At 45.3% G+C, this 24,893-nt stretch carries 23 protein-coding genes, 1 tRNA gene and 1 riboswitch; of the genes, 12 read left to right on the top strand and 12 right to left on the bottom strand.

The window, feature by feature from the left end; genetic code table 11:
- The first annotated feature begins 43 nt into the window (after window positions 1–43).
- From ACO0K1_RS01010 to ACO0K1_RS00990, 5 genes are all read left to right on the top strand, one after another.
- Window positions 44–119, top strand: a tRNA-Lys gene (locus tag ACO0K1_RS01010).
- Window positions 120–576: 457 nt separating this feature from the next.
- A complete protein-coding gene (locus tag ACO0K1_RS01005) occupies window positions 577–1,572 on the top strand; it encodes an ABC transporter substrate-binding protein (protein WP_423021961.1) in 996 nt (331 codons plus the stop codon).
- 3 nt (window positions 1,573–1,575) lie between these two features.
- The gene (locus ACO0K1_RS01000; protein ID WP_423021960.1) at window positions 1,576–3,474 is read left to right on the top strand and encodes an ATP-binding protein; all 1,899 of its coding nucleotides are present in this window, start codon (window positions 1,576–1,578) and stop codon (window positions 3,472–3,474) included.
- Window positions 3,475–3,717: 243 nt separating this feature from the next.
- The gene (locus tag ACO0K1_RS00995) at window positions 3,718–4,599 is read left to right on the top strand and encodes a class I SAM-dependent methyltransferase (RefSeq protein WP_423021959.1); all 882 of its coding nucleotides are present in this window, start codon (window positions 3,718–3,720) and stop codon (window positions 4,597–4,599) included.
- 135 nt (window positions 4,600–4,734) lie between these two features.
- Window positions 4,735–6,192, top strand: coding sequence for a Ppx/GppA family phosphatase (locus tag ACO0K1_RS00990; RefSeq protein ID WP_423021958.1), 1,458 nt, complete (start codon window positions 4,735–4,737; stop codon window positions 6,190–6,192).
- A 307-nt stretch (window positions 6,193–6,499) separates the two neighbouring features.
- Here ACO0K1_RS00990 and ACO0K1_RS00985 read toward each other — a convergent pair whose 3' ends face one another.
- The 12 genes from ACO0K1_RS00985 to ACO0K1_RS00930 form a co-directional block, all read right to left on the bottom strand.
- Window positions 6,500–8,668 carry a TonB-dependent siderophore receptor gene (locus ACO0K1_RS00985; RefSeq protein ID WP_423021957.1) on the bottom strand — a complete coding sequence of 723 codons (2,169 nt, stop codon included), beginning with the start codon at window positions 8,666–8,668 and terminating at the stop codon, window positions 6,500–6,502.
- Between the two features lie 65 nt (window positions 8,669–8,733).
- A riboswitch (TPP riboswitch) is annotated at window positions 8,734–8,831 on the bottom strand.
- A gap of 157 nt (window positions 8,832–8,988) precedes the next feature.
- Window positions 8,989–9,873: an EamA family transporter RarD gene (gene rarD / locus ACO0K1_RS00980; RefSeq protein WP_423021956.1), complete on the bottom strand. Its 885-nt coding sequence runs from the start codon at window positions 9,871–9,873 to the stop codon at window positions 8,989–8,991.
- A 123-nt stretch (window positions 9,874–9,996) separates the two neighbouring features.
- Entirely contained in the window at window positions 9,997–10,875 is an 879-nt protein-coding gene (locus ACO0K1_RS00975; RefSeq protein ID WP_423021955.1) for a cobalamin-binding protein, read from the bottom strand.
- 3 nt (window positions 10,876–10,878) lie between these two features.
- The gene (panC, locus tag ACO0K1_RS00970) at window positions 10,879–11,718 is read right to left on the bottom strand and encodes a pantoate--beta-alanine ligase (RefSeq protein WP_423021954.1); all 840 of its coding nucleotides are present in this window, start codon (window positions 11,716–11,718) and stop codon (window positions 10,879–10,881) included.
- A 91-nt stretch (window positions 11,719–11,809) separates the two neighbouring features.
- Window positions 11,810–12,664, bottom strand: a complete 855-nt coding sequence (locus ACO0K1_RS00965; RefSeq protein ID WP_423021953.1) for a segregation and condensation protein A — start codon at window positions 12,662–12,664, stop codon at window positions 11,810–11,812.
- Window positions 12,665–12,685: 21 nt separating this feature from the next.
- On the bottom strand, window positions 12,686–12,895 hold the full coding sequence (locus ACO0K1_RS00960) for a DUF3460 family protein (RefSeq protein ID WP_423021952.1): 210 nt from the start codon (window positions 12,893–12,895) through the stop codon (window positions 12,686–12,688).
- Between the two features lie 146 nt (window positions 12,896–13,041).
- Window positions 13,042–13,623: a TIGR00730 family Rossman fold protein gene (locus ACO0K1_RS00955; protein WP_423021951.1), complete on the bottom strand. Its 582-nt coding sequence runs from the start codon at window positions 13,621–13,623 to the stop codon at window positions 13,042–13,044.
- A complete protein-coding gene (locus ACO0K1_RS00950) occupies window positions 13,620–14,291 on the bottom strand; it encodes a TetR/AcrR family transcriptional regulator (protein ID WP_423021950.1) in 672 nt (223 codons plus the stop codon). Before ACO0K1_RS00950 ends, ACO0K1_RS00955 begins: the two co-directional genes overlap by 4 nt.
- A 168-nt stretch (window positions 14,292–14,459) precedes the next feature.
- Window positions 14,460–14,972 carry an RDD family protein gene (locus tag ACO0K1_RS00945; RefSeq protein ID WP_423021949.1) on the bottom strand — a complete coding sequence of 171 codons (513 nt, stop codon included), beginning with the start codon at window positions 14,970–14,972 and terminating at the stop codon, window positions 14,460–14,462.
- 4 nt (window positions 14,973–14,976) lie between these two features.
- On the bottom strand, window positions 14,977–15,642 hold the full coding sequence (locus ACO0K1_RS00940) for a DUF3106 domain-containing protein (protein WP_423021948.1): 666 nt from the start codon (window positions 15,640–15,642) through the stop codon (window positions 14,977–14,979).
- A 2-nt stretch (window positions 15,643–15,644) separates the two neighbouring features.
- On the bottom strand, window positions 15,645–16,061 hold the full coding sequence (locus tag ACO0K1_RS00935) for a DUF3619 family protein (RefSeq protein ID WP_423021947.1): 417 nt from the start codon (window positions 16,059–16,061) through the stop codon (window positions 15,645–15,647).
- On the bottom strand, window positions 16,058–16,630 hold the full coding sequence (locus ACO0K1_RS00930; protein ID WP_423021946.1) for an RNA polymerase sigma factor: 573 nt from the start codon (window positions 16,628–16,630) through the stop codon (window positions 16,058–16,060). Before ACO0K1_RS00930 ends, ACO0K1_RS00935 begins: the two co-directional genes overlap by 4 nt.
- Before the next feature lie 516 nt (window positions 16,631–17,146).
- Here ACO0K1_RS00930 and ACO0K1_RS00925 point away from each other — a divergent pair.
- From ACO0K1_RS00925 to rpsO, 7 genes are all read left to right on the top strand, one after another.
- The gene (locus ACO0K1_RS00925; RefSeq protein ID WP_423021945.1) at window positions 17,147–18,862 is read left to right on the top strand and encodes an acetolactate synthase 3 catalytic subunit; all 1,716 of its coding nucleotides are present in this window, start codon (window positions 17,147–17,149) and stop codon (window positions 18,860–18,862) included.
- Window positions 18,862–19,353, top strand: a complete 492-nt coding sequence (gene ilvN, locus ACO0K1_RS00920; RefSeq protein ID WP_423021944.1) for an acetolactate synthase small subunit — start codon at window positions 18,862–18,864, stop codon at window positions 19,351–19,353. Before ACO0K1_RS00925 ends, ilvN begins: the two co-directional genes overlap by 1 nt.
- Before the next feature lie 93 nt (window positions 19,354–19,446).
- Window positions 19,447–20,463: a ketol-acid reductoisomerase gene (gene ilvC / locus ACO0K1_RS00915; RefSeq protein WP_423021943.1), complete on the top strand. Its 1,017-nt coding sequence runs from the start codon at window positions 19,447–19,449 to the stop codon at window positions 20,461–20,463.
- Window positions 20,464–20,682: 219 nt separating this feature from the next.
- Window positions 20,683–21,408 (top strand): SIMPL domain-containing protein, encoded by a 726-nt coding sequence (locus ACO0K1_RS00910; RefSeq protein ID WP_423021942.1) that lies wholly within the window; start codon window positions 20,683–20,685, stop codon window positions 21,406–21,408.
- Between the two features lie 124 nt (window positions 21,409–21,532).
- Window positions 21,533–22,399, top strand: a complete 867-nt coding sequence (gene pssA, locus ACO0K1_RS00905) for a CDP-diacylglycerol--serine O-phosphatidyltransferase (RefSeq protein ID WP_423021941.1) — start codon at window positions 21,533–21,535, stop codon at window positions 22,397–22,399.
- 353 nt (window positions 22,400–22,752) lie between these two features.
- Window positions 22,753–24,291: a 2-isopropylmalate synthase gene (locus ACO0K1_RS00900; protein WP_423021940.1), complete on the top strand. Its 1,539-nt coding sequence runs from the start codon at window positions 22,753–22,755 to the stop codon at window positions 24,289–24,291.
- Between the two features lie 129 nt (window positions 24,292–24,420).
- A complete protein-coding gene (rpsO, locus tag ACO0K1_RS00895; protein ID WP_186911848.1) occupies window positions 24,421–24,690 on the top strand; it encodes a 30S ribosomal protein S15 in 270 nt (89 codons plus the stop codon).
- Window positions 24,691–24,893: the final 203 nt, after the last annotated feature.

Here is a 24,893-nt window from a genome sequence, read left to right as displayed (position 1 = left end):
AAGCTTAAGTTGCGACTAAGTTTTTAGATTTTTAGCAGGTTTTGGGTCGTTAGCTCAGCTGGTAGAGCAGCGGACTTTTAATCCGTTGGTCGCAGGTTCGAATCCCGCACGGCCTACCAAAACAAAAGCAAAAAGCCAATCCGTACGGGTTGGCTTTTTGCTTTTGTTTTCAATTTTTTTTCCAATTTTTTCTGAAGCTACCCTCTAAATCATCTAAATAATCTAAATGAGTCATTGCTGCACGACAGCCTTGTGAGTTGCAAACTTGTGCTTGAAATTATTTGTTTATTTGGTATTGTTATAACTCAGGCTGTCACTCAGGCTGTAATTCAGGCTGTAATTCAGGCTATAACTCAGCTGATAACTTAGTACATACCCAAAAAACTTCCAGAATCGAGACTGGTGAATAATATATGCCGAATGGTGCTACTCGCTTTTTGCTCAGGGCATTTGTTCATTATTTACGCCATTTTGTGATTTTTAAATGAACTGTATGCTGTTCTTGATTTGAAACACTCTGCTCACTTTGCTACCGTATTTTCTTCGTTTTATGTTGTTTGATGATGGAGTTAATGTATGCGGGTTGTCGCTGCTCTCACTTTTTGTTTCTTCTATTGTTTCTTTGTTTTAAGTGCTTGCGATCAGCCACAGCCGGCTGCGCAGGCGGTTGAAACCGTTAAATTAGCCTACACCAATCAGCCGCAGAGTGCCTTAATACAGATTGCCCTTGATCAGGGATTTTTTCAAAAAGAGGGCTTGCGCATCGATGCCACGCCTTATGATTTAGGCAAACTTGCCATGGAATCGATGTTAAAAGGTAATAATGACATCGCAACGGTGGCTGAGACGCCAATCATGTACCACGTTATGAATGGTGGCGACATTTCCATCTTCGCTAACGTGGTTACTGCGAATACAAATAATGGCGTGGTAGCGAGAAGAGATGCGGGTATCGATCGTCCAGAGGATTTGAAAGGAAAACGCATCGGCTACCCCAAAGGAACGTCAGCAGAGTTTTTTTTGAGTACCATTTTGACGGCCCATGGATTGCAGATGCGTGACATTGAAGCAGTAAATTTGCAGCCCAATGAAATGCAACAAGCGATTGTCGAAGCGCGTGTAGATGCGCTCTCGATCTGGAACTACAGATTGAGTTTAATTGCAGATACGTTGGGCTATAACGGCGTCGTATTTTCGGATAAGGAGTTATACACCGAATCTTATAATCTCGTGTCACAACCTGATTACGTCAAAGCGCATCCTTTGGTCATTAAATTGCTTTTGCGCGCCTTATTGAGAGCGGAAGAGTTCAATCTAAATCATCCGGGTGAGGCGCAAGAAATTATGTCACGCAGAACAGGCGTGCCATTGGCATTAGTAAAGAAAGTATGGCCAGAATTTAAGTTTAAGCTGTCTTTGGCACCCTCACTGCTTATCACATTGGACGATGAGGCGCGTTGGGCAGAGCAGAATCAATTGGTGAAACCAAACAAGGAGCCAGATTTTCTAGCGCATATCTATTTTGATGCGCTCAAAGAAGTTAAACCCGACGCAGTCAAAATCAGGTCGTAGTCTATGCGAATCTTGTCTCGTTTGCGCTTTGCTTCTATTTTTTTGCTAATCGGCCTCGCGCTTGCGTTGGCATTGCTTGGCTTTTCAGTATCACGTTACAACACCGTCAAGCAATACAATTTGATGCTTTGGAATTTGCATGCAATTGTTTCCGACAGAGCTTTTCAGCGAGATCAATATTTCTTATTCAAACAAACCGCAACAAAAAAACTGTGGTCACAACGTCAGGAGAAATTTATTTCTCTGGTGATGAAAATTCGCTCTGAAAGTTTGCGTGAAAGTGACCAGGAAAAGCTTCAGGACTTAATTGAAAAGCTGAATGACAGCGAGATCATTTTTCAACGTATTTTTGTATTGAATGGAAGTCGAAGTAGTGCCGCCAGCTCATGGTTGGAAGCGGATCATCAATTTGAGATTCGCTTAGTGAGTCAGATGTTATTAAAAGATGTTGCTGTTTCAGATCTCATTGATGAATTGCAAGTCGCTAGCGAAAAACATGTTGATTCGGCGTATCAGCAATTGATGTTCAGTCTTTCTATTGGCATTTTGATCTTAGTGGCGTTGGCTATTTTTACGCTTAGATTTACCGCTATTTTGTTGCGTGACCGCCTTCAAACCTTGCATCAAGGTGCAACCGTAATCGCTGGTGGTCGTCTTGATTTTCGACTTGATGTCGAGGGCGGTGATGAATTAAGTGAATTGGCGCAAGCGATTAACGCGATGACCGCAGATTTGCAGGCGGTTAAGGCATCCTGGGAGGCTGAACTCGATTTAAGAAAGAATATCGAGCTCGAGTTGCGACGGAATGATGCCTTATTGAAATCGTCCGCCCGTATCGCCGGTGTCGGCGCCTGGGAGTTGAATTTTAAAACGCAAGAAGTGCAGTGGTCGGAACAAAGTTGCGTCATCTACCAGATGCCAGAGGGATCGCAACCGACCTTTGACGAAATTATGCGTTTCTTTACACCAGAAGCTCGTCCTGTTATTGAAAACAAGATTGGCCATATGATTGCGACCGGCGAATCATTTGATCTCGAACTTGAAGTAAATACGCTAACCAGGAAATTAATTTTTGTACGCTTTTTAGGGCAGATAGAGTACGGTTCGGAGGGTGAGGCGAGGATGATTGCGACACTGCAAGATGTTACAGAGCAACGCGTAATGGATCGCATTAAATCTGAATTTATATCGATGGTAAGTCACGAATTACGCACCCCTTTGACGTCGGTCCGTGGTTCATTGAGCTTATTAGAAAGTGAAGTGCTAGGACGCCTCGAAGAAAAGCCCAAAAAATTGGTTGTGGTAGCGCATAGGAATGCCGTTCGATTGATTGGTCTCGTCAATGATATTTTGGATATCAATAAACTGGCGTCTGGTGCGATGATCATGGATATGCAAAAACATGATTTGATTCCTCTCATTTTGCAGGTAATAGAAAACAATGCAGGATATGCCCGTGAGTACCTCATCGAACTAGAATTTATTTCGACGTTGCGTAGCGCAATTGTTGACGTAGATGCAGGGCGCCTAATGCAGATCCTGACCAATTTGATTTCGAATGCGGTTAAATTTTCTGGCGAGCCACCATTGGTAAGAATACTGCTTGATCAATTTGGCGAGTACTATCAGATTAGCGTCGTCGACACAGGACCAGGGATTTCAGAACAATTCAAGAAAAAAATCTTTGGACAGTTTGCCCAGGAAAATAGCTCGAACACCAGAATCAATGGTGGCAGCGGCTTAGGCTTACATATCAGTAAAAATTTAATCGAAAAAATGCACGGTAGTATCGGCTTTGATAGCCAAATCGATATTGGTACGACCTTCTGGATCAGGCTTGTAATGGTAAAGTCGCAACAGGCCACAAATACACCACAAACGAACGGGGCTATTGAAGCTTAATTCCTTGATAGGTAAAGGCACTCATACGCTAGCGGACTTAAGTTGACTCAGGCATCTAAATTACGGATAATTGGCATTCGAATTGGCGCAGCAGAGAGACGTGACGGAGGCCGATTGTTCACTCTTTTTGAAATGGCTCGATATGTCAGCCATGGCCTATGAAATGAAGGACGCAGGTGTCAGCCTGTGTCCTTTTTTGTTTCCGCACTGATTCACCATTCAAATATGACTGAGCACCGTAACATGAAAAAAAACTCTTCAAAGAAGCTGCCGCCAGCGGCGCAACCCACGCCGGAAAAACACGAAATACGGCCTGGACAATCTGTTGAGTTGCTCAAGGAATTGCATATCCTGACACGTGACGGTAAATTGAATCAGGATAGCCGCCGCAAACTGAAGCAGGTCTACCATCTATATCAGTTCATTGAACCATTGTTACTTAAATTGCAAGAATCGCATGCGGATATTAGCCTGGTCGATCATGGCGCTGGTAAATCTTATCTTGGTTTTATTTTGTACGATTTGTTTTTTAAATCAGCGCAAGCACAGAGCAAAGCACATATATACGGTATAGAAACGCGCGATGAATTGGTCAAAAAATCAACTGAACTTGCTCAGCGCCTCGATTTTCCAGGAATGTCGTTTCTCAATTTATCGGTGGCTGAGTCGACTGATTCTAAACAATTGCCATCGCACATCGACATCGTGACGGCATTGCATGCCTGTGATACAGCAACGGATGATGCCATTCAATTTGCATTGAAGAAGAAAGCCAGGTTCATGGTACTGGTGCCATGCTGCCAAGCGGAGGTGGCATCGGCGTTACGTAAAAATAAAGGCGATGCGGTTCGTAATAATCCCTTATCTGAAATGTGGCGACATCCGATTCATACGCGCGAATTTGGCAGTCAAATTACGAATGTCTTACGCTGCCTGCAGTTAGAAGCCCATGGTTATCAGGTGACGGTAACTGAGTTAGTTGGTTGGGAGCATTCGATGAAAAATGAACTCATCATTGCGGAATATAAAGGCACACCTGCTAAGCGTCCGGCAGAGCGGTTGACTGAAATATTAGGTACCACTGGTCTGGATGGTATGCGTGAGCGGTTTTTTGTGCCACATTGAGACATAATTGACTGGTACGGTAAAGAAGAACGACCTGATAGAAAGTGATCGTCATTGCAATGTCATAAAAAATGATTAGTATCATTTTTCTGTCTTAAAAATATTGACTGGTATCACCTTAAAAGGATAGCAAACATGCTGGCCGCAGTTGACTTGGGATCGAATAGTTTTCGGATGCATATTGCTCGCCATGAAGGCGATGCGATTCGCGTTGTTAAAAGCGCGCGCGAACCGATCAGATTGGCCGCTGGACTTGATGCGAACGGCAACCTCACACCAGAGGCGATGCAGAGTGCAATTGATTGCCTGAGTCGTTTTCGCGAGGTTCTGAATGCTTACCCTGTGGATAATTTACGCGTAGTTGCTACAAATACAATTCGTATTGCAAAGAATGCAGCCATTCTATTGCCGCTAGCGGAAGCAGCAATCGGGCATCCGATTGACGTAATTTCAGGTGAGGAAGAAGGTCGTCTGATCTACATGGGCGTGTCGAATGCGGTGGCTGTTCCAGGTGAGCGACGTTTGGTCATGGATATCGGCGGCGGTTCGACTGAAGTTATTTTGGGACGCGGCCACGAAATTGTCAAAGTCGAATCATTTAGCATTGGCACGGTAAGAACCAGTGCGAACTTTTTCCCTGATGGGCGCCTGACTGATGCTGCTTTTGAGGCGGCAATTTTGTCGGCACGTTCGATGTTTGAAGACTCTTCGCCACCTTATCAGCCGCAACACTGGCGCAAAGCGTACGGGTCGTCAGGGACGATGAGGGCGATCGCTGATGCCATTATCAAAGGTGGCTTGGGTGATGGGAAAATCACCATGGTCAGTTTGAATGCACTCAAACAATATTGCGTTCAGTGCGGCAAGATCAGTGATCTTGAACTCAGTGGTATTAAGCCTGAGCGTGTGGCGATGGTCGTAGGGGGGTTAGCAATTCTCATTGGTCTGATGACCGAATTTAATATTGAAGTGTTGATTCCGATTGAGGCAGGTTTGCGCATGGGCGTGATGTGGGATCTGTATTTGCGTGCTACGAAACGTGACCGTCGTGAAGTCTCAGTGCAAAAAGTCGCCAGCGTCTTTAACGTCGATGCATCACGCGCTAATCGTGTAGTGGATATGGTGAAATCCTTATACCAACAGCTGAAGCCAGCGTCCGATACCTACATGCGCTTATTGTTATGGAGCGCACGGCTGCACGAAGTTGGGATGGCAATTTCTCACACTGGTTACCATAAACACGGTTCCTATATGATAGAAAACGCTGATATGGCGGGTTTTACGACCAGTGAGCAGCGCATCATGAGCAAGCTGATTCTGAGCCAAAAAGGCAATTTGCGTAAATTGGGCGAGGCCTTGGTAGACCCCGATTTCGCCAAAGCCGTATTAGCGTTGCGACTTTCTGTCATGCTGATGCACTCTCGTGCCGAAATCGACTATGAAGATATACGGTTAAAAATGAAGCGTAGTGTTGAATTAGAAATGCGACGTGACTGGGTGACGGTGCATCCGACGGTCGCTTACTGGTTGCAAAAAGAAATTGAATCCTGGCGCGAAATTGGCGTTGATTTTTTAGTCAGGGCGAACGTTTAGCAGACTGCTTCGATAAGAAAAAAAAGGAATTCAGCCCTCTGAATTCCTTTTTTTTAGCATTGAGAATGTACGTTGAGAATGTACGTTGAGATTGTACGTTGAGAATGTAAGGCTTGTTAAAAATCCGTGTTGAAACTCGCTGCGTTCAGACAAAAAAAGCTTCTTTTTTCATTTTCCACGGTGAATAAATTGCTGTGTTTAAAGTGTTGAATAAGGTGTTGAATAAAGTGGTGAAAGTCAAAAGTGATATTGCCGTAGAGTCGGCGTTTGAATCTGGCGGGTGCTACCCGCCAACATAGAAACCAAATCAAAAATCAAATTGCGCCGACAGTTTATATAGCCGTGCCGCTCCCGGGAATAAATAACCGCCCAGCTTTTGCGTCGCATCGCGCCAGTAGAATTTATTCAGGACATTGTCGACATTAAAACGAATGGTCGTTGTCGTATTGCCGACGCGGGTAAGGTAACGTGCACCGACGTTATAGACTTGGTATCCGGGCACAATGACGGCGTTATCCGGCGTGTATGCTTTGTTACCTGAATACTGCCAACTGGCGTTCAGATTTAAGCCTTTAAGATCAGCAACGGCATAGTCAGCATAGATCGTGGTTTTTAGTTTTGGAACGTCCAGTACCCGTTTGCCATCCTGCGTGATGTCGCCCGTATCTTGTTGAATAGCGTCTAGCGCAGTCATGCTCGCACCCAGACTCAGTTGACTTGTGATTTTTCCCAGTGCTGTTAGTTCCAAGCCAGTATGTTGTGCCGTACCGTTCTTTACATAGTTATTATCAACGTCAATATAAACCAGTGGCTTTTGAATTCGGAATAACGCTGCGCTTACGCTCAGATCACGATTGAGATCCGATTTAACGCCAAATTCAATCTGCTTAGATCTGGCTGGATCGAGCATTTGATTTTGATTATTCGTCCCAAAAGGCGCAACCGTACCGTGTTCCAAGCCTTGGGCAAATGATGTGTAAAGTGAGGTGTTTTGCGCAGGCTTGTAGACCAGTGCAAGATTTGAAACCCAATAACTATGTTGATAGCCGTCCACGCCGAGTTGGGTACGATCGATATGAAGACGGCGAATGCCGGCGTGAAGTGTCCATGCTTCATTAAGACTCATCGCATCTTGCACGAATGCAGACCACTCTTTATCAGTTCTTTGTAGTGATACTGCACCAGTGGTATTACTAGATTGACCAACCGCAATTGGATGAAAGATATTGTTGGTGCCGACCAGATCGTAAACATAAGCACCAAAAAAGTCCTTACGCTGAGAATCGCTGAGACCTGTGGCGAATTGGTGCTCAAAACTGCCGGTACTGAATTTACCACTCAACAATGCCTGGCTACCCCACGATGACTTGGCCTCGCCGACACTTTGGTAATCATAGACATCATAATCGCCGTTCGCGCAGTAGCCGGATGGAATATTTCCCGAAGTACAGCCATACGGAAATGCCGTGTAGTCGTTGCGTTTAAATTCATGCTTGTTGATGGCAACGCTGGCAGTCCATGCGTTGTCGAGTTTGTACTCATAACGCACACCGATATTGCTATCAATAGTATCGACCGGTTTTGACCAAGGTTGATTGTTCAGCATCATGTCTGCAGTAATACCTTTCGGTAAATCTGTGCCATTGAATAACTGAAAACCAGGCGCTGAAATTTGTGCACGGTGTTGATAGTCAGCATCAAATTCCAACAATGATTGTGTCGATAAGTGCCAGTCAAATGCACCCGAAATGAATTGGCGATTGCCATTAGCGCCGATCACATAAGAACGAAGACGTTCTTCCGCTACATTAATCCGATAGCCAAATTGCTTATCATTCGACAAGCCGCCCAGATCCACTGCGCCATATAAGGTGCCGCGTTCAGAAATACTGGTTGTAATGCTGCGCAGGTCGTTGTTTGTTGGGCGTTTTGTCACATAGTTGATAATACCGCCGGGTGTTGCAAAGCCAGACTGAAAGCCCGATATTCCTTTCAGGACTTCGACGGTTTCCTTATTTTCAAGAGGGATCGGTGCATCACCTGGAATCGCAAAACCGTCTTTACGATAGCTATATTCGTTATCCAGTTGAAAGCCGCGGATTGAAAATTGCTCAGCGTAACCGACCGCATTGTAGGCATCATTGACACTGGCATCGTATTTCATGACGTCAGTGGTTAAACGGATTTGCAGGTCTTGTAGTTGTTGGGTTGTCCAGGCATTCACCGAAAACGGTGTGTCGACGAGTTTTTCTTCGATAAAACCAGCGGCTTTGGTAAAAGCGGCTTTTTCAGTGGTTTTATTGCCAGTGACGACAACTTCTTGTAAGGCTTGTGTTGGATTTTGCAAGCCATTGTCTGGATCTGCGGCGGCATGGGCGGCTGACATGCAAATTAGGTGCGTGATTGCAGCGGCGATGAGGAGCGGCTGAAATTTCAGAAAAAAACGATGGGATTGTTGTTGGCTTTGATGTGTCATGGTTTGCTCTTTGTGCGCATCGTGAAATGGCAGCGAGGGAGCAAACAAAGCATGAACGGAATAAAGGCGTGGACTTTGCGCTTCCCTTCGCTGGCATTATCCAGATCAGGTTCAAGGGACTCTCTCACCCGGAAACATCGTTCCAGGACCCCTAGCGAAGGCTCTACTTTACCATGAAACCCAAAATCAGGTTTTTGGAGTGTGCACGGATTGACACAATGTGTGGTTTTTATTAAAAAAATACCCCTGGGGAGTATATTTTAACCTCATTTATTAGTAAGGATGTAATGGCCTAAAAATGCCGATACTCCCTGTTTGTTTTAAGGTTGTTGCTTAAAAGAGCTGAAATTCATCCACAGACTTTCGCCCGAATAGATGATCAAAGCAACCCATATCGCAACAAAGCCGATCAATCGATGGGCGTCTAATGTTTCATTGAACATCCATACTCCCAACAAAAGTTGTACCAATGGTGCGATGTATTGCAATAAACCCAGCGTCGTCATCGGAATGCGCCTTGCACCGGCGGCAAACATCAATAACGGAATAGCGGTGATCGGCCCGCTCAAGGCGAGCAATATTTTGACATCAACACCTGTCGTAATTAGCGCGTTTTGTCCATGGTAGGTGAGCCAGGACAAATAGCCGAACGCGAATGGAAAGAAAATGGCCGTCTCTAGCGACAATCCTTCCAGTGCGCCAAGTGCTGCTGTCTTTCTTAGTAGGCCATATGTGCCAAAGGTGCTAGCGAGAGCCAGGCCTATCCATGGCAAATGTCCGGTCTGGAACGTCATCCATGCGACGCCGAAGGCGGCGCATGCAATTGCTGCCCACTGTCCATTTCGCAGTCTTTCTTTCAGTAAAACTGCACCGATTAGAATGTTGACCAAGGGGGTCATGAAGTAACCCAAGCTGGCATCGATCACTTTGCCATCATTGACTGCCCAGATGTAGATAAACCAGTTAGCCGATAATAACAACGCGCTGATCGTAAAACTGGCGATGAGCTTCGGTTGGCGTCGTACGCTTGCAAGCCATCCCCATTGCTTACGCCAGCTCAGAACGATAACCAGAAATAATAGCGACCACAACATTCGGTTCAATAAAATTTCTAAGGAAGGAACCGTGTGCAATGCTTTGAAATAGAGTGGGAATAAACCCCAGATAGTGTAGGCCGAAGCGGCGAGAAAAATGCCTTTACGCATTACTGCATCCCAAAAAAAGGAGGCCGCGTTTGCGGCCACATACGCCATTATCACCGCAATCTAAAAAGCGTGCTGAGACCGCAGACAAATATATCGCTGTGTTTGTGTTTTTTGCGACTGACGTTACTTCCCCCTCGCAACTGCCAATTGCTTACAAAGCGCTTCTGTGCCATCGAGGATGCGAGGTCCTGCACGATTAAGCAAATCGGCGGGTATTGCAATCAAGCGGTTTTGCTTTACTGCAGTGAGAGCCTTAAATTGACGCCATTCATTAAGTGCATCCGTGTTTTCTCCGCCTGTCACGATTACGTCTGGATTGCTGGCGAGTAAAGCCTCTGTTGTAATGGTTGGACTCAGTTCCTTTAACTTGCCAAAAACGTTCGAACCACCGCATAAACGAATTGCTGCAGAGATCATGTGTTCGTCATTGAGCGTCATTAAAGGTTTATTCCAAACTTGATAAAACACTCTGATGGGATTTGATGCATCGGGTTGGCGATACGTTTTACGGAGATCCTCGAGCCTCGTGCGAAATCCGCTGGCTGTCGATTTGCCGATGGTTTCAGTGCCTGCTAATATCGATAGTCGTTCAATGGACGTCGCCACCATCTCGAAATTACGCGGCTCACTCTCGAACACGGTGATATGCTGACCTCGCAATTTATTCGCCAAGGCTCTTGCGTTGCCCGTGCCCCAAATGACAACCAGGTCGGGTTTGAAAGCCATTAATCGTTCAGTATCTAAGGCAAAGACATTACCAACTGAGGGTAATTTTTTTGCTGCCTCAGGGAAATTACTGTAATCGCTGACGGCGATGATGTCATCGCCAGCCCCTGCTGCAAATAATAATTCAGTCGCATGTGGCGCGAGGCTAATAATTCTTCTTGCTGGTTGCGTGAGCGTGATTGTGTGTTGCGCATCGTCCTTCACGCTGATTGCCGCGGCTGACGCGTGAATAACGGCAGCCGACAGCAAGAGTGCAATGGTGAAATTGCGCAACATCAATCAGATTTCCAGATTGTCGATCAGACGAGTGTTCCCCAATTTGGCTGCAGCTAACACAACCAGAGGTGCCCCTTGCGCTAAATCACCAGCTGACGGTGGCTGTAAATCGGCACGTTTGCGGATCGAGATGTAATCTGGCTTCCATTGGCGACCAGCCAGCTTTGCCATTGCATTGCGTTCCAATTCAAACATATCGAGATGGCCACTCCGTACTTCGTTGGCTACCTGATTTAATGCTGCGTAGAGAGCCGGCGCCTCAGCACGCTCAGCCTCTGATAGGTACATGTTGCGTGATGAGAGGGCCAACCCGTCATCAGCACGATAGGTGTCAGCAGCAATGATTTCTGTTGGCAGCGCGAACTGTTTGCTCATATTGCGGACGATCATTAACTGCTGATAATCTTTTTTACCGAACACCGCAACTCGTGGCTGCACGCAGGAGAACAATTTCAATACAACCGTTGTGACGCCGGTAAAGAAGCCGGGACGGAATTCACCTTCGAGGATATTTCCTAAATCGTCTGGTGGACGGACGCGGAATTCTTGCGGTTCTGGATACAGATCTTTTTCCGTCGGTGCGAATAAAATATAAACGCCTTCTTTTTCTAATTTCTCGACGTCAGCCTGGAAAGTCCGTGGATATTTATCAAAATCTTCGTTTGGACCAAACTGGAGGCGATTAACAAAAATCGAGGCGACGATAGGGTCGCCATGCTTTTTTGCCAAACGCATGAGCGATAAATGACCTTCGTGTAAATTGCCCATCGTAGGTACAAATGCCGTCCGCAATTGGCCGCTCAGGTGATCGCGCAATTCTTCGATGGATGAAATGATTTTCATAGTGAGAAATTAAATATATTCGTTAGTTGTTGGGGCTATTGGGGCTAATGGGACTATTAGGACTGATTGCTTACGCGATTGATAAGCGATCTTAGCTCGGCGAATAGGCGAGTCGGACATAAATTGGTGCAAAGGCTTCTGCTTGAGTGATTTCTATCAGTGTTTCTTTGGCGAGTTCTAACAACGCGACAAAATTAACGACCAGTACCGGAGCGCCACGCGAAGGATCAAATAAATCAGAAAATTCTACAAACTTTGCTGATTGCAATTTACGCAAAATGCCGGACATGTGTTCGCGCACTGAGAGTTCTTCGCGACTAATCTTGTGATGCGCCACCAGAGTTGCGCGTTTTAGAATATCTGCCCAGGCTGCTTGAATATCGGCTAATTCAACTTGTGGCCAATGCAAAATAGTATTTTGTTCGACAAATACTTGCGCATGTAAAAAGTCACGACCCAACTGCGGTACGGCATTCAAATCATAAGCCGCCAGCTTCATTTGCTCATATTCCAACAAACGGCGCACCAGTTCAGCACGCGGATCTTCCGCCTCTTCACCTTCAGAACTTTTGGTCGATGGTAGCAACATGCGAGATTTAATCTCAATGAGCATGGCAGCCATCAACAGATATTCGGCGGCAAGTTCTAGATTATGTTTGCGTATTTGGTCGACATATTTCAGATATTGCAAGGTGACTTGCGCCATCGGAATATCGAGAATATTGAAATTTTGTTTGCGTATTAGGTACAGCAACAAGTCCAACGGTCCCTCAAATGCCTCTAAAAAAACTTCCAGTGCATCTGGGGGAATGTAGAGGTCATTCGGTAGCTTAAATAGCGGTTCCCCATATAACTTGGCAAATGCCAAGCCGTCAACCACGTCCGGCGTACTGTCTGTCGCGCCGACTAATGGAAGATCAATTGGGGGGAGTGCGCTTGTGCTCACAGGCTATCTGCAGGAACAGGCTTATGCCTTGTTTTGATAAACGTAGGGTTGCTGTGGAACGCTTGATTCCTGATTGTCTTTTTGCACGTTGAGATCCAAAGGAGCTTTGTCCCAGAGGAGGGCGCGACCATCACGTTGCCCTTGTTCCAACTTAGGATTAGCGCTTTTTAAACTTTGGATAAAGTGCGTCGCTTCGGATTCGTACAAAGAGAATTGCTTGGAGAATTTCATAGTTTTGAAATAAACATATAAAAGAACAGGTGAAGCCGCATTTTACTCTTAATTTCGGTAATAACCTTATTTCCGAGCATGACTAGACAAAGTAGTTCAATGAAAACACGCCAATTTTCAGAATCTGCGTTCCAATTCACAACAAATCATAAATCGCTGTTTGCTATCCACTTACGTGTGGGAATCGCAACATAGGTTCTCAGCCTGTGTAATAGTGTGTCGGGTACTGCTTCAGATAAGAGAATATTGAGGTGATTGGTGCGCAAAAAACCTTGCTCAGACGTGTGTTGTAAAAATTGCAGTAGACCGTCGTAAAAGCTATTGATGTTGAGCAGACCAATCGGTTTTTGGTGAAATCCCAACTGAGCCCATGTCATGACTTCAAAGAGTTCTTCCAGAGTCCCTATGCCACCAGGCATAGCGATAAAAGCGTCTGATAAGTCTGCCATTAATGCTTTACGTTGATGCATATTGGCGACAATATGCAGTTTGCTTAGGCCATTGTGCCCGACTTCTTTGTCCATTAAGGCTTGCGGAATGACGCCAGTGACTTCTCCTCCAAGTCGTAGTACTTCATCGGCAAGAATGCCCATCAGGCCAACGTTGCCACCACCATAAATGAGGCTAAGTTGTTGCGATACTAAGCTGGCAGCTAATTGTTTTGCTGCCAGTGCATAATCAGTTGAATTGCCAGGTGAAGCGCCGCAATAAACACAGACAGATTTCATGCTGGATTTATTTTCTGTAAATAGTCTTGTGATAATTTTTCGAATACTTGTTTCGTCTCGCCGCGCAAATATGGGCTGATCAAAGAAATAACCTGATAGCAACCACGCGCTAATGATTCGGACATTGTTTGCAGCTCGGTATATTTGCGTGGATTGCGAACGTATTCGTATGACAGCCAATATGTTGCTACAACCACCATATTGGTAGATAAAGCGTCGATGTCCATATCTGTGCCTTCGAATTCGCCATCCGCACGAAGACCATTACACAATTCAGTGGCGACGTTGATTTTATGCGATAAGATTTGCTTGAAATTAAGCTCTAATTTCCGATTTCGCGACAATAAATCATTTAGATCGCGATAGAAGAATCGATAGCGCCACACCAATTCAAAAGTCAGATGAAGATAAGTCCAGATATCTTGGATATTTGCTTTTCGACCTTGGGGAAAGGCGAGCTTTTTGTTAATTTCCGCTTCAAATTGCGTAAAAATCGAGTTGACAATGTCGTCTTTGTTGCGGAAGTGGTAATATAAATTCCCGGGGGAAATATTCATTTCTTCAGCAATCACTGTCGTGGTGATGTTTGGTTCACCAAATTCATTAAAAAGCCGAAGCGACAATTCGAGGATACGTTCTCGGGTACGACGAGGAGCTTTGTGTTGCATGTCATTCAATCTCGATAGATGATAGGACTGACGAAAACTTGCCTCGATGCAGTGATGGCTTTTAAAAGTCTTTTGCGTGCTGCGTCGCCATGACCTGGAGGTAAATTTACAGTGAGCCCAAAATTATTCCATAAGAATAACATTGATCAAGCTAACATCAAAACCTGACTAGGCTTTCTGAGTTGATTGTTTTTTTTCCGGAACTTGAATCAGACAGGTTTTTGCTAATTTGTCATGTAAAAACTGACCATTCTTATCCATTCGCGATGTCATTCCCCATGCGATGGTTCCCAATGCTACAACAATCATCATTGGCCATTCTTTGAGGCCAAATTGATATCCTAGTGCCGTTGCGGGCAGAAACCACATCCATGCCAAGAAATACCGTACAACTGCTTTTATCAACGGAAGTCTGCTGCCGTCCTGGTCGGTAACGCGAATCCGCCACGTTTGCATTGCGAGTGTTTGACCACTACGGCTCCAGCAAAACACAAAATAGGCGCCGATAACAAAAAAGAGCCACGCCTGACGGCCATGCACATGCATCAAAGCGCTTTTGCTTTGGGTTGAAACGTCAAAAAGAAAACCAAAAACAAAAACAATGCCGAATAACAGCATGGCTTCATACACCATGCAAATCAATCGGCGGCCTAACGCAGGGGCTTGTAAGTCTAGATTCACAGAATTATTTCACTACGGCTTGTGTTGTGGAACTGGGATTGGTCGATGCAGATGATTCGGTAGATGAAGGCACCGCAGACGCCGCCGGAATCGAAGATGCAACCGGTGCTGACCCCGATGCAGGCGTCTTTTTTTCTGTCACTGGCTTTGGCCCAACTTTGATCGGCGTAACAACGTGGGGGTTTTTAATTGTCTCCGGGACTAAGTTAGTCAAATTTTTCTTGCTTTGATGTTGCTCGGCAAGTTGCTTTTTTTCTTCGTCGGTGAGTTGCTGATATTGCTCCCACTGAGCTGATTTGTTTTCAGGCTTCAGTTGTATCGAGTGAGCGTAATTTTCTCTTGCGGCCGTGCGTTGTTCAGGTGTTAACTTGACCCAGTCGCGCATTCTTTCTTGTAAACGTTGTTGTTCAGCAGGATTCATGCTGGCATAGCGATTGGCAATTCCCACCCATTTTTTTTTCCGGATTTCCGGCATTTGTTCCCATTCTGGCGCCAACGGCGCCAGTGCCTGCTTTTGAATGGGGCTTAATTCTGTCCAGAGCGGTTTTGCGGGCGCTGCCACTGTTGTTGGTTTGACTGCGGCGGGATTGTTACCGTTGGCATATGCTAACGGTAACCAGAGCGCGAAAAAAGTAACGGTAATGATTCGACGGAAGATACTAAACAACACGCCTATTCCTCCGCTTTATTCAAATAAGCAGTAAACCCTGTGTCAACATAGGCCGCAGGCGGTAGTTCGTCAACAAGCACTGCCGAGTCGATATCTGCTAATTCACTAATGCGTTGCTCTTTTTCGTGTTGATAGATTCCTGCAAGTCCAGCAACCAGAGCAAGTAAAGGAATAATCATACCCAGGCGACCAAACCAAGTTGATGGGCCAGAAAATGAAAATCCATTATTTCCTGCTAAAACACCACTAAATATGTGTACTTTTGCTCCTGCATCTGGCTTTTTACGTGCAAGCGCAGCTTTGCGCGCCATCGCCAGACGATCTAAAGTAGGCGCGGGGAGGCTTTCGGCTGATTCATTCAGCGCGCGTCGGACTTTGTAGGCAAAGTCGAGATCTTGCGATTCTTGTGAGTAGTTCATAGCTGTATTCCTTTAGCCTTTAGCGATGCAGCCAATGCGTGAGTTGCCCTCGAGCAATGAGTTTTTACACTGCCTTCGGAACAACCCATCGCCTCAGCGGTTTCCGCCACATCCATGTCTTCCCAATAACGCATGAGGAACGCTTCCCGTTGACGTGCAGGGAGCTTTTTTATTTCATCATCAATAATATTAAGAACTTGCTCGCGTTCAAGCTTGTCAGCAGTTGATTCGGCAGCTTCAGTTCCTTCTTCTGCTGCGTAACTTTCCAGCAAGTCAAAATTATCATCCCCTTGGTTATTGTTGGGGGTAATACTTGAAAATAAGCTAACCCAAGTATTACGAACTTTTTCCCTGCGGAAAAAGTCGAGGATAGTATTTTGTAAAATACGCTGAAACAACATGGGCAGTTCGTTGGCAGGCTTGTCACCATATTTTTCAGAAATCTTAATCATTGCTTCCTGGACAATGTCCAGTGCCGATTCTTCGTTCCTTACCGTGTAGAGCGCATGTTTAAATGCTCGCCGTTCTACACCTTCGAGGAAGCTTGATAATTCTTTATCAGTAGCCATTGTTGGCAATATTCATAGAGTTGCTTTGCGATTTTTTCAAAAAGTGCTTTTTGTATTAATCGTGCACATGTTTTTAAAATTGCGCACATGCTAGCAAAAATAGCACATTGTGTCTTAATTTTCGTGTTCATGAAAATATTTCAAGAGCTCAAAGGTGATTTTATTAATAAATGCACTTGACCAAAATGCTGCAACGCATTACCGTGTGAGTCCACTCCAAAATCTCGGAGTACCAAATACTTGTTCGGAATAACCCACAATGTTATCGCCAGCAGGTGCGCTTTAAATGAAGCTGTTTGTTCTAACCCATGCCACAAGCGTGAGAAGTTTGTCGTTGCAAAGCCTTACCACTGATTGAACGAGTGCCTTAAGCACCGCCTGGAACCATCTCCAACGGAAATGTGAAGGGATGTGTGAACGTACAAAAAGGGATTTCAGCTTACCGGACTTGCATGGCGATTTCGCCAGGAAAGAACATCCGATCAATTTCCTATGGACCTTGAAAGGACAACTATAATGAGTTCAGAATTTACAGGCGCAGAGATACTGGTTAAGTGTCTGGCCGAAGAGGGTGTTGAGCATGTGTTCGGATATCCGGGCGGTGCCGTACTCTATATCTACGATGCAATTTTCAATCAGGATAAGTTTCAGCACATTCTCGTGCGCCATGAACAGGCGGCGATTCATGCGGCGGATGCTTACTCCCGTTCTTCCAATAAAGTCGGTGTTGCTCTTGTTACCTCTGGTCCTGGTGTGACCAATGCAGTGACAGGGTTGGCGACGGCGTATATGGATTCTATTCCTATGGTCGTGATCTCTGGTCAGGTTCCTAGTGCCGTTATCGGTCAGGATGCCTTCCAGGAGTGCGACACTGTGGGCATTACCCGTCCTTGCGTCAAACACAACTTTCTAGTTAAAGATGTGCGTGACTTAGCTGAGACGGTTAAAAAAGCGTTTTTTATTGCGACAACAGGTCGTCCTGGTCCTGTCTTGGTTGATATTCCCAAAGATATCAGCATGCATAAGACGACATACCACTACCCCAAAGAAGTGGAAATGCGTTCGTACAAGCCAGTAGACAAAGGTCACGCAGGCCAGATCCGCAAAGCGGTTCAATTGTTGTTGCAAGCTGAGCGTCCAATGATTTATACCGGTGGTGGCGTGATCCTTGCGCATGCTGCACCAGAGCTCAATAAGCTGGTTGACGAGCTGGGTTTCCCATGCACGAATACTTTAATGGGCTTAGGCGCTTATCGTTCTAGTGATAAGAAGTTCGTCGGCATGCCAGGTATGCATGGTACTTATGAAGCCAACATGGCAATGCAACATTGCGACGTTTTGATCGCTATTGGCGCACGCTTTGATGATCGCGTAATCGGTAATCCAAAACATTTTGCTTCCAGTCCGCGCAAAATTATCCATATCGATATCGATCCGTCATCAATTTCAAAACGCGTTAAAGTTGATATTCCTATCGTCGGCAACGTTAAGGACGTGCTGATTGAGATGCTGTCGCAACTGAGTGCCGTTGAAACGCGTCCGGATCCTAAGGCGCTTGCGACTTGGTGGAAGCAGATCGAAGAATGGCGTAGCCGTGACTGCCTCAAATACCCAACTTCAAATGAAGTGATCAAGCCGCAGTCTGTTGTACAAAAGGTCTGGGAAGTGACGAAAGGTGATGCCTTCATTACTTCTGACGTTGGTCAGCATCAGATGTGGGCTGCGCAATACTATGGTTTTGACAAACCGCGTCGCTGGATTAATTCAGGTGGACTGGGAACAATGGGTGTTGGCTTGCCTTATGCTATGGGTGTTCAGATGGCGAATCCAGATGCGACAGTGGCGTGTATTACAGGTGAAGCATCGATTCAGATGTGTATTCAAGAGCTTGCAACTTGTAAGCAGTATCACCTGACACCAAAAATTATTTTGCTCAACAATCGCTTCCTGGGGATGGTAAGGCAATGGCAGCAAATTGATTATGGTTCCCGTTATTCCGAATCGTACATGGATTCATTGCCGGATTTTACAAAGTTGGTTGAAGCCTATGGCCACGTTGGCATGAAGATTGAAAATCCGGCTGATGTTGATGGTGCGGTACGTGAAGCATTTGCGATGAAAGACCGCCTGGTATTTATGAATTTCATTACCGATCAGACTGAAAACGTCTGGCCAATGGTGAAAGCGGGCAAAGGTCTGACTGAAATGCTGCTTGGCTCGGAGGATCTGTGATGAGACATATTATTTCCATACTCCTTGAGAATGAAGCCGGCGCATTGTCGCGCGTTGTTGGTTTGTTTTCAGCTCGTGGTTACAACATTGAAACCTTGACGGTCGCGCCGACCGAAGATGCGACTCTATCTCGTATGACGATTGTTACGAGTGGATCTGATGACATTATTGAGCAGATTACGAAGCATCTGAATCGTCTGATTGAAGTAGTGAAAGTGGTTGATCTGACTGAAGGCGCGCATATCGAACGCGAGTTGATGCTAATCAAAGTGCGTGCGGTGGGTAAAGAACGTGAAGAGATGAAGCGGACAGCTGATATTTTCCGTGGCCGGATCATTGACGTGACAGAAAAGACTTACACGATAGAACTGACCGGCAATAAAGGAAAGTTGGACGCCTTTATCGATTCGATTGACCGTACTTCGATTTTGGAAACGGTTCGTACTGGTGGTTCAGGCATTGGACGCGGTGAGCGCATTCTCAAAGTCTAAATGTTTGCTGTGACATCACAGCAGACATCGTCATAAATTGAATTAAACTAAATTAAACTAAATTAAACGAAATTAAATTAAACAGGATAAAAAATGAAAGTTTTCTACGATAAAGATTGTGATCTCTCCTTAATCAAAGGTAAAAACGTTGCCATCATCGGTTATGGTTCCCAAGGTCACGCACATGCGCAAAATCTGAATGATTCTGGTTGCAATGTAACTGTCGCATTGCGTAAAGGTGGTGCCTCCTGGAGCAAAGCTGAAGGCGCAGGCCTGAAAGTAGCAGAAGTAAATGAAGCTGTTAAAGCAGCTGACGTCATCATGATTTTGCTGCCAGATGAAAACATTGCTCAGGTCTATGCTGAAAACGTTGCTCCACACGCTAAACAAGGTGCAGTGCTGGCGTTTGCGCATGGCTTTAATGTGCATTATGGCCAAGTGGTTCCGCGTGCAGATCTGGACGTAATCATGATCGCACCAAAGGCACCAGGTCATACAGTACGCGGTACTTACTCTCAAGGTGGCGGCGTTCCTCACCTGATCGCTGTGTATCAAGATAAATCCGGTTCAGCACGTGATATCGCTTTGTCTTATGCCATGGCGAATGGTGGTGGCCGCGCTGGTATCATCGAAACAAACTTCCGTGAAGAAACTGAAACAGATTTGTTCGGTGAGCAAGCTGTTCTGTGTGGTGGTGCTGTTGAGCTGATCAAAGCTGGTTTCGAAACATTGGTTGAGGCAGGTTACGCTCCAGAGATGGCCTATTTCGAATGTCTGCATGAATTGAAATTGATCGTTGATCTGATTTATGAAGGCGGTATCGCTAACATGAACTATTCGATCTCAAATAATGCTGAGTACGGTGAATATGTAACCGGTCCTAAAGTCGTGACCTCAGCAACAAAAGATGCAATGCGTCAATGCTTAAAAGATATTCAGACTGGTGAATATGCGAAGAGCTTCATCCTTGAAAACAAAGCTGGTGCGCCAACGTTGATCTCTCGACGTCGTTTGACTTCTGAGCATCAAATCGAAGAAGTAGGTGCTAAATTGCGCGCTATGATGCCTTGGATTGCAAAAAATAAATTAGTGGATCAATCCAAGAATTAATTTTTGACCATGTTTAGTTGTAAATAATATTAAAAAGCCGTTCATGTGAAAATATGAGCGGCTTTTTTTGTGTCAGATGCACAGATAAATGCCAAGAGGAAATTGTAAGAAATGGTGGCATATTCCAGTTGTATGAACTTTATATGATAACTTTGGTCTCATTTTTAAGGTCAATGCATTAACAGGGTATTGATCAAATTAATCGAGAAGGAAAATGTCATGAAAAAAATCCTGGGATTCACCGTAGCAATGTTAGTTTCTGTACCATTATTTGCTCAAAGTATTTCTGGTGCAGTCATTTCGTTAGCTGGAAATGCGGAAATTAAGGCTGATAACGATCAGGCGGTCGTAACTTTTTTTATTGAAGAGCAAGATAAAGATAAAGCAGCTGCAGCGTCCAGAGTAAATCAAAAGATGAAAACTGGAACTGATCTGATTAAAAAGGAAGATCCACAGGCAGAATTAAGTACCCGCGGCTATTACACCTATCCAATTTATAACGATGATGTGAAAGCCGCTGGTCAGGTTGCAAAACATCAATTGGTAGGCTGGCGATCTGGGCAGTACCTTGAAGCAAAAACTCAAAATTTAAAACATTTGCCTGTCACTGCTGCGGCAGCACAAACGGTTTTGGCACTTAATGGTATCAATTTTGGCTTATCAGATGCCGCCGTTGCAAAATTTGAGTCAGCGCGTATAGCGGCCGGCTATAAAGATTTTTCTGACAAAGTAAGCATGATTACGCATGCGATAGGGAAAAAGGCAGATGACGTCATTATTGAGTCGTTAGATTTTGATAATGCAGGAACGAATATTCGTCCTATGATGGTAGCTGCACCGATGATGCAAAGAATGAAGGGTGCTGCACCTGTCGAAGAACCAAGTTTTGAACCTGGATATACCACCTTGTCAATTCACTTAATTGGCAAGCTCAGACTTAAATAATTACTTCCTGCCAGATGCCGGTTTTCCAGACCGGCTTTCGGGGTTATACTTAGAAGATAAATTGCAAACTTCCGCCCGACATGTTCGGGCTATTTTTATCGAATTTGAATCGAATTAGAATCGCATGCCATCTTTAAAATCTCGTAAACCCAAAGGTAGTTTCAAGCTTTTTCCAAAAGGCGTACGCAAATCTCAGCTTAGAATTGATGCTGATGGAAATGGCGCGCCAGTGATGGCAAAGCGGAGGGCGCGGGGCGTCTATTTGCTCCCAAATGCCTTTACGACAGCTGCATTATTTTGCGGTTTTTATGCCATTGTGATGGCGATGGATCAAAATTTTTTGAAGGCGGCAGTGGCTATTTTTGCAGCGATGGTGCTTGATAGTCTGGATGGCCGGGTCGCTCGAATGACAAATACACAAAGTGAATTTGGTGCCCAGTATGACAGCTTGTCTGACATGATTTCATTTGGTGCTGCGCCGGCCTTGGTCGCTTACGAATGGTCGTTGCGTGGCATGGGTAAGTTGGGTTGGATAGGCGCGTTTGTCTATTGTGCTGGAGCAGCGCTGCGTCTTGCTCGATTCAACACCAATATTGCGGTTGTAGATAAGCGCTATTTTCAGGGATTGCCTAGTCCTGCAGCGGCAGCATTGATAGCAAGTTTTGTTTTGCTCATGGATGATCTGGAGATTTTGCCCGTTAACTTGCACTGGTATGCGTGGTGTATCACTTTGTTTGCGGGTTTGACGATGGTGACGAATGTGCCATTTTATAGTTTTAAAGATTTGAACTTGAAGCGTAGTTTCCCATTCATCGCGCCATTGCTTATTTTGCTGGTCTACGTGATAGTTGTCAGTGATCCGCCGAAGGTATTGTTTGGCCTCTTCGTTTTATATGGTCTATCTGGCTATGCAGTGCTGTTATGGCGCTGGAGAAATGGTCGCCCGATCAGCATCATTCAAACGAGCCACGAGTCCCACGAAGAGAAATAAAATTTTGTTATTTCGGGTGTAAGCCACAGCGATCAAAATGCGCTGTGGCTTTTTTACTTTCAGACCTAATTAAATTGGGAATCGTCTGCTATAAATTCTTGCACTTTTTCGGGATCGCGCTTATAGTCTATGGCATGAACTCTCAAGTTAAATCACTTTCGGCAATCAAAACTAACGGTCTCGTTGGTTTGCTATTGCTATCTGCAATTCTACTAGTGCGGTAACGCGCTAAATCTCCCATACCCCCAATTCGAGTAGTCTCTTTACCCATGTGTGTTTTGCAAGGGTGGGATGGAGAATATTCAAAAACTAACTTTCAATTCTAATGCACTAAAAATTTTCAGGAGAACATCATGGCAGACAAACTCATCATATTTGACACAACCTTGCGTGACGGCGAGCAGTCACCTGGGGCCTCAATGACGAAAGATGAAAAAATCCGCATCGCCAAGCAATTAGAGCGATTGAAAGTCGATGTGATCGAAGCTGGGTTTGCTGCGGCTTCGCCAGGCGATTTTGAATCGATAAAAGCGATTTCGTCGACCATCAAAGACTCAATTATCTGTTCTTTGTCGCGCGCTAATGATAGGGATATTTCGCGTGCTGCCGAGGCTTTAGCTACTGCTCGGCGTAAGCGGATCCACACGTTTATCGCAACGTCACCATTGCATATGGAAAAGAAACTCCGTATGTCCCCAGATCAAGTTTTGGAGCAAGCCATTCAGGCTGTTCGATTCGCCCGAAATTTCACCGATGACGTTGAATTTAGTCCGGAAGACGGTAGTCGTTCTGAGATGGACTTTTTGTGTCGTGTGATCGAGGCAGTGATCAAAGAGGGCGCAACCACAATTAACTTTGCTGACACTGTTGGTTACGGTGTGCCAGAGTTGTACGGCACAATGTTGAAAAACTTGCGTGAGCGCATTCCAAATTCCGACAAAGCAATTTGGTCAGTACATTGCCATAACGACCTTGGAATGGCTGTGGCGAATTCCTTGGCTGGGGTTATGATCGGTGGTGCGCGACAAGTTGAATGTACGATAAATGGCCTGGGTGAGCGCGCCGGCAACACGGCGCTGGAAGAAATTGTCATGGCAGTGCGCACTCGTAAAGACTACTTTAACCTTGAGCTCGGAATTGATACGACGCAGATCGTTCCTGCGTCCAAATTGGTTTCTCAAATCACTGGTTTTGCGGTTCAGCCGAATAAAGCAGTGGTTGGTGCCAATGCATTTGCGCACGCGTCCGGCATTCATCAGGACGGCATTTTGAAAGCCCGTGACACCTACGAAATAATGCGCGCTGAAGATGTTGGCTGGAGCGCCAATAAAATCGTACTGGGCAAGCTTTCTGGTCGCAACGCTTTCAAGCAACGCCTTGATGAATTGGGGATTACGCTCGAATCTGAGGCTGATGTGAATGCAGCTTTTGCGCGCTTCAAAGAGTTGGCGGATCGCAAGTCTGAGATTTTTGATGAGGATATTTTGGCGCTGGTGTCTGACGAAGAGCAGGCAAATGACAATGAAGCGTTTCACTTTGTGTCGCTTGCGCAGCATTCGGAAACAGGGGAATTGCCTGCAGCAAAAGTCGTTTTCTCTAATCATGGAAAAGAAATTTCCTGTGAAGCAAATGGTAATGGGCCTGTCGACGCCATTGTTAATGCGATTGAATCGAAAGTTGCCAGTGGTGCTGAATTGTTATTGTTCTCCGTTAATGCGATCACCACTGGCACTCAATCCCAAGGTGAAGTGACAATGCGGCTGTCGAAATCCGGGCGGATTGTCAATGGGGTTGGGGCGGATCCAGATATTGTTGTTGCGTCAGCGAAAGCTTATCTGGCAGCGCTCAATAAGCTCGAGTCTAAATCTGAAAAGCTGAATCCTCAGGTTTGATTCTTTCAGGGGTTTTATGTTATAGTTGCGGGTCCCGTCATGTTGGCGGGAGTTTATTTCACGATAACGACGGTTTTAAACGAATTAATTCGTTCATGAGACTCTTGTTATCGCATGTAAAGGAAAATTATGTCTATCGAAAAAAGTGCAAAAGCCGCTATCGTAGCGGATAACGCCCGTGGTCAAAACGACACCGGATCTCCAGAAGTGCAAGTTGCTTTGTTGACGGCGCGTATCAATGACTTGAACGGTCACTTCAAAGCCCATGGTAAAGACCACCATTCTCGTCGCGGTTTGATCATGATGGTTAACCGTCGTAAAAGCCTGTTGTCTTACCTGAAAGGTAAAGACTTGAATCGCTATCGCTCACTGATCGAAAAACTCGGCTTGCGTAAGTAATTCTTGCTGTATCCGGCAAACAATTTATAGTAAAAAGCCTGCGTCAGTTGACTGGCGCAGGCTTTTTGCTTATTTGGCGCGCATAAATAGCCTTATTTAACCCTCAAATAAGCATTAAATAAGCAAAAAGTTTTGGCGAATTTTCAGAGCATGTCTTGAAAATAAGCAAAAAAGCAATCTTTCGGGATTGCTCGCGGTGAGGT

Source organism: Undibacterium sp. SXout20W, from assembly GCF_049340285.1.
Lineage (GTDB): Bacteria > Pseudomonadota > Gammaproteobacteria > Burkholderiales > Burkholderiaceae_D > Undibacterium.
This window is presented reverse-complemented; position numbering and strand designations above follow the sequence as displayed.

Coding starts and splice junctions, on each gene's coding strand:
- ACO0K1_RS01005 (WP_423021961.1), top strand. CDS start 577: ATGCGGGTTGTCGCTGCTCTCACTTTTTGTTTCTTCTATTGTTTCTTT.
- ACO0K1_RS01000 (WP_423021960.1), top strand. CDS start 1,576: ATGCGAATCTTGTCTCGTTTGCGCTTTGCTTCTATTTTTTTGCTAATC.
- ACO0K1_RS00995 (WP_423021959.1), top strand. CDS start 3,718: ATGAAAAAAAACTCTTCAAAGAAGCTGCCGCCAGCGGCGCAACCCACG.
- ACO0K1_RS00990 (WP_423021958.1), top strand. CDS start 4,735: ATGCTGGCCGCAGTTGACTTGGGATCGAATAGTTTTCGGATGCATATT.
- ACO0K1_RS00985 (WP_423021957.1), bottom strand. CDS start 8,668: ATGACACATCAAAGCCAACAACAATCCCATCGTTTTTTTCTGAAATTT.
- rarD (WP_423021956.1), bottom strand. CDS start 9,873: ATGCGTAAAGGCATTTTTCTCGCCGCTTCGGCCTACACTATCTGGGGT.
- ACO0K1_RS00975 (WP_423021955.1), bottom strand. CDS start 10,875: ATGTTGCGCAATTTCACCATTGCACTCTTGCTGTCGGCTGCCGTTATT.
- panC (WP_423021954.1), bottom strand. CDS start 11,718: ATGAAAATCATTTCATCCATCGAAGAATTGCGCGATCACCTGAGCGGC.
- ACO0K1_RS00960 (WP_423021952.1), bottom strand. CDS start 12,895: ATGAAATTCTCCAAGCAATTCTCTTTGTACGAATCCGAAGCGACGCAC.
- ACO0K1_RS00955 (WP_423021951.1), bottom strand. CDS start 13,623: ATGAAATCTGTCTGTGTTTATTGCGGCGCTTCACCTGGCAATTCAACT.
- ACO0K1_RS00950 (WP_423021950.1), bottom strand. CDS start 14,291: ATGCAACACAAAGCTCCTCGTCGTACCCGAGAACGTATCCTCGAATTG.
- ACO0K1_RS00935 (WP_423021947.1), bottom strand. CDS start 16,061: ATGAACTACTCACAAGAATCGCAAGATCTCGACTTTGCCTACAAAGTC.
- ACO0K1_RS00930 (WP_423021946.1), bottom strand. CDS start 16,630: ATGGCTACTGATAAAGAATTATCAAGCTTCCTCGAAGGTGTAGAACGG.
- ACO0K1_RS00925 (WP_423021945.1), top strand. CDS start 17,147: ATGAGTTCAGAATTTACAGGCGCAGAGATACTGGTTAAGTGTCTGGCC.
- ilvN (WP_423021944.1), top strand. CDS start 18,862: ATGAGACATATTATTTCCATACTCCTTGAGAATGAAGCCGGCGCATTG.
- ilvC (WP_423021943.1), top strand. CDS start 19,447: ATGAAAGTTTTCTACGATAAAGATTGTGATCTCTCCTTAATCAAAGGT.
- ACO0K1_RS00910 (WP_423021942.1), top strand. CDS start 20,683: ATGAAAAAAATCCTGGGATTCACCGTAGCAATGTTAGTTTCTGTACCA.
- pssA (WP_423021941.1), top strand. CDS start 21,533: ATGCCATCTTTAAAATCTCGTAAACCCAAAGGTAGTTTCAAGCTTTTT.
- ACO0K1_RS00900 (WP_423021940.1), top strand. CDS start 22,753: ATGGCAGACAAACTCATCATATTTGACACAACCTTGCGTGACGGCGAG.
- rpsO (WP_186911848.1), top strand. CDS start 24,421: ATGTCTATCGAAAAAAGTGCAAAAGCCGCTATCGTAGCGGATAACGCC.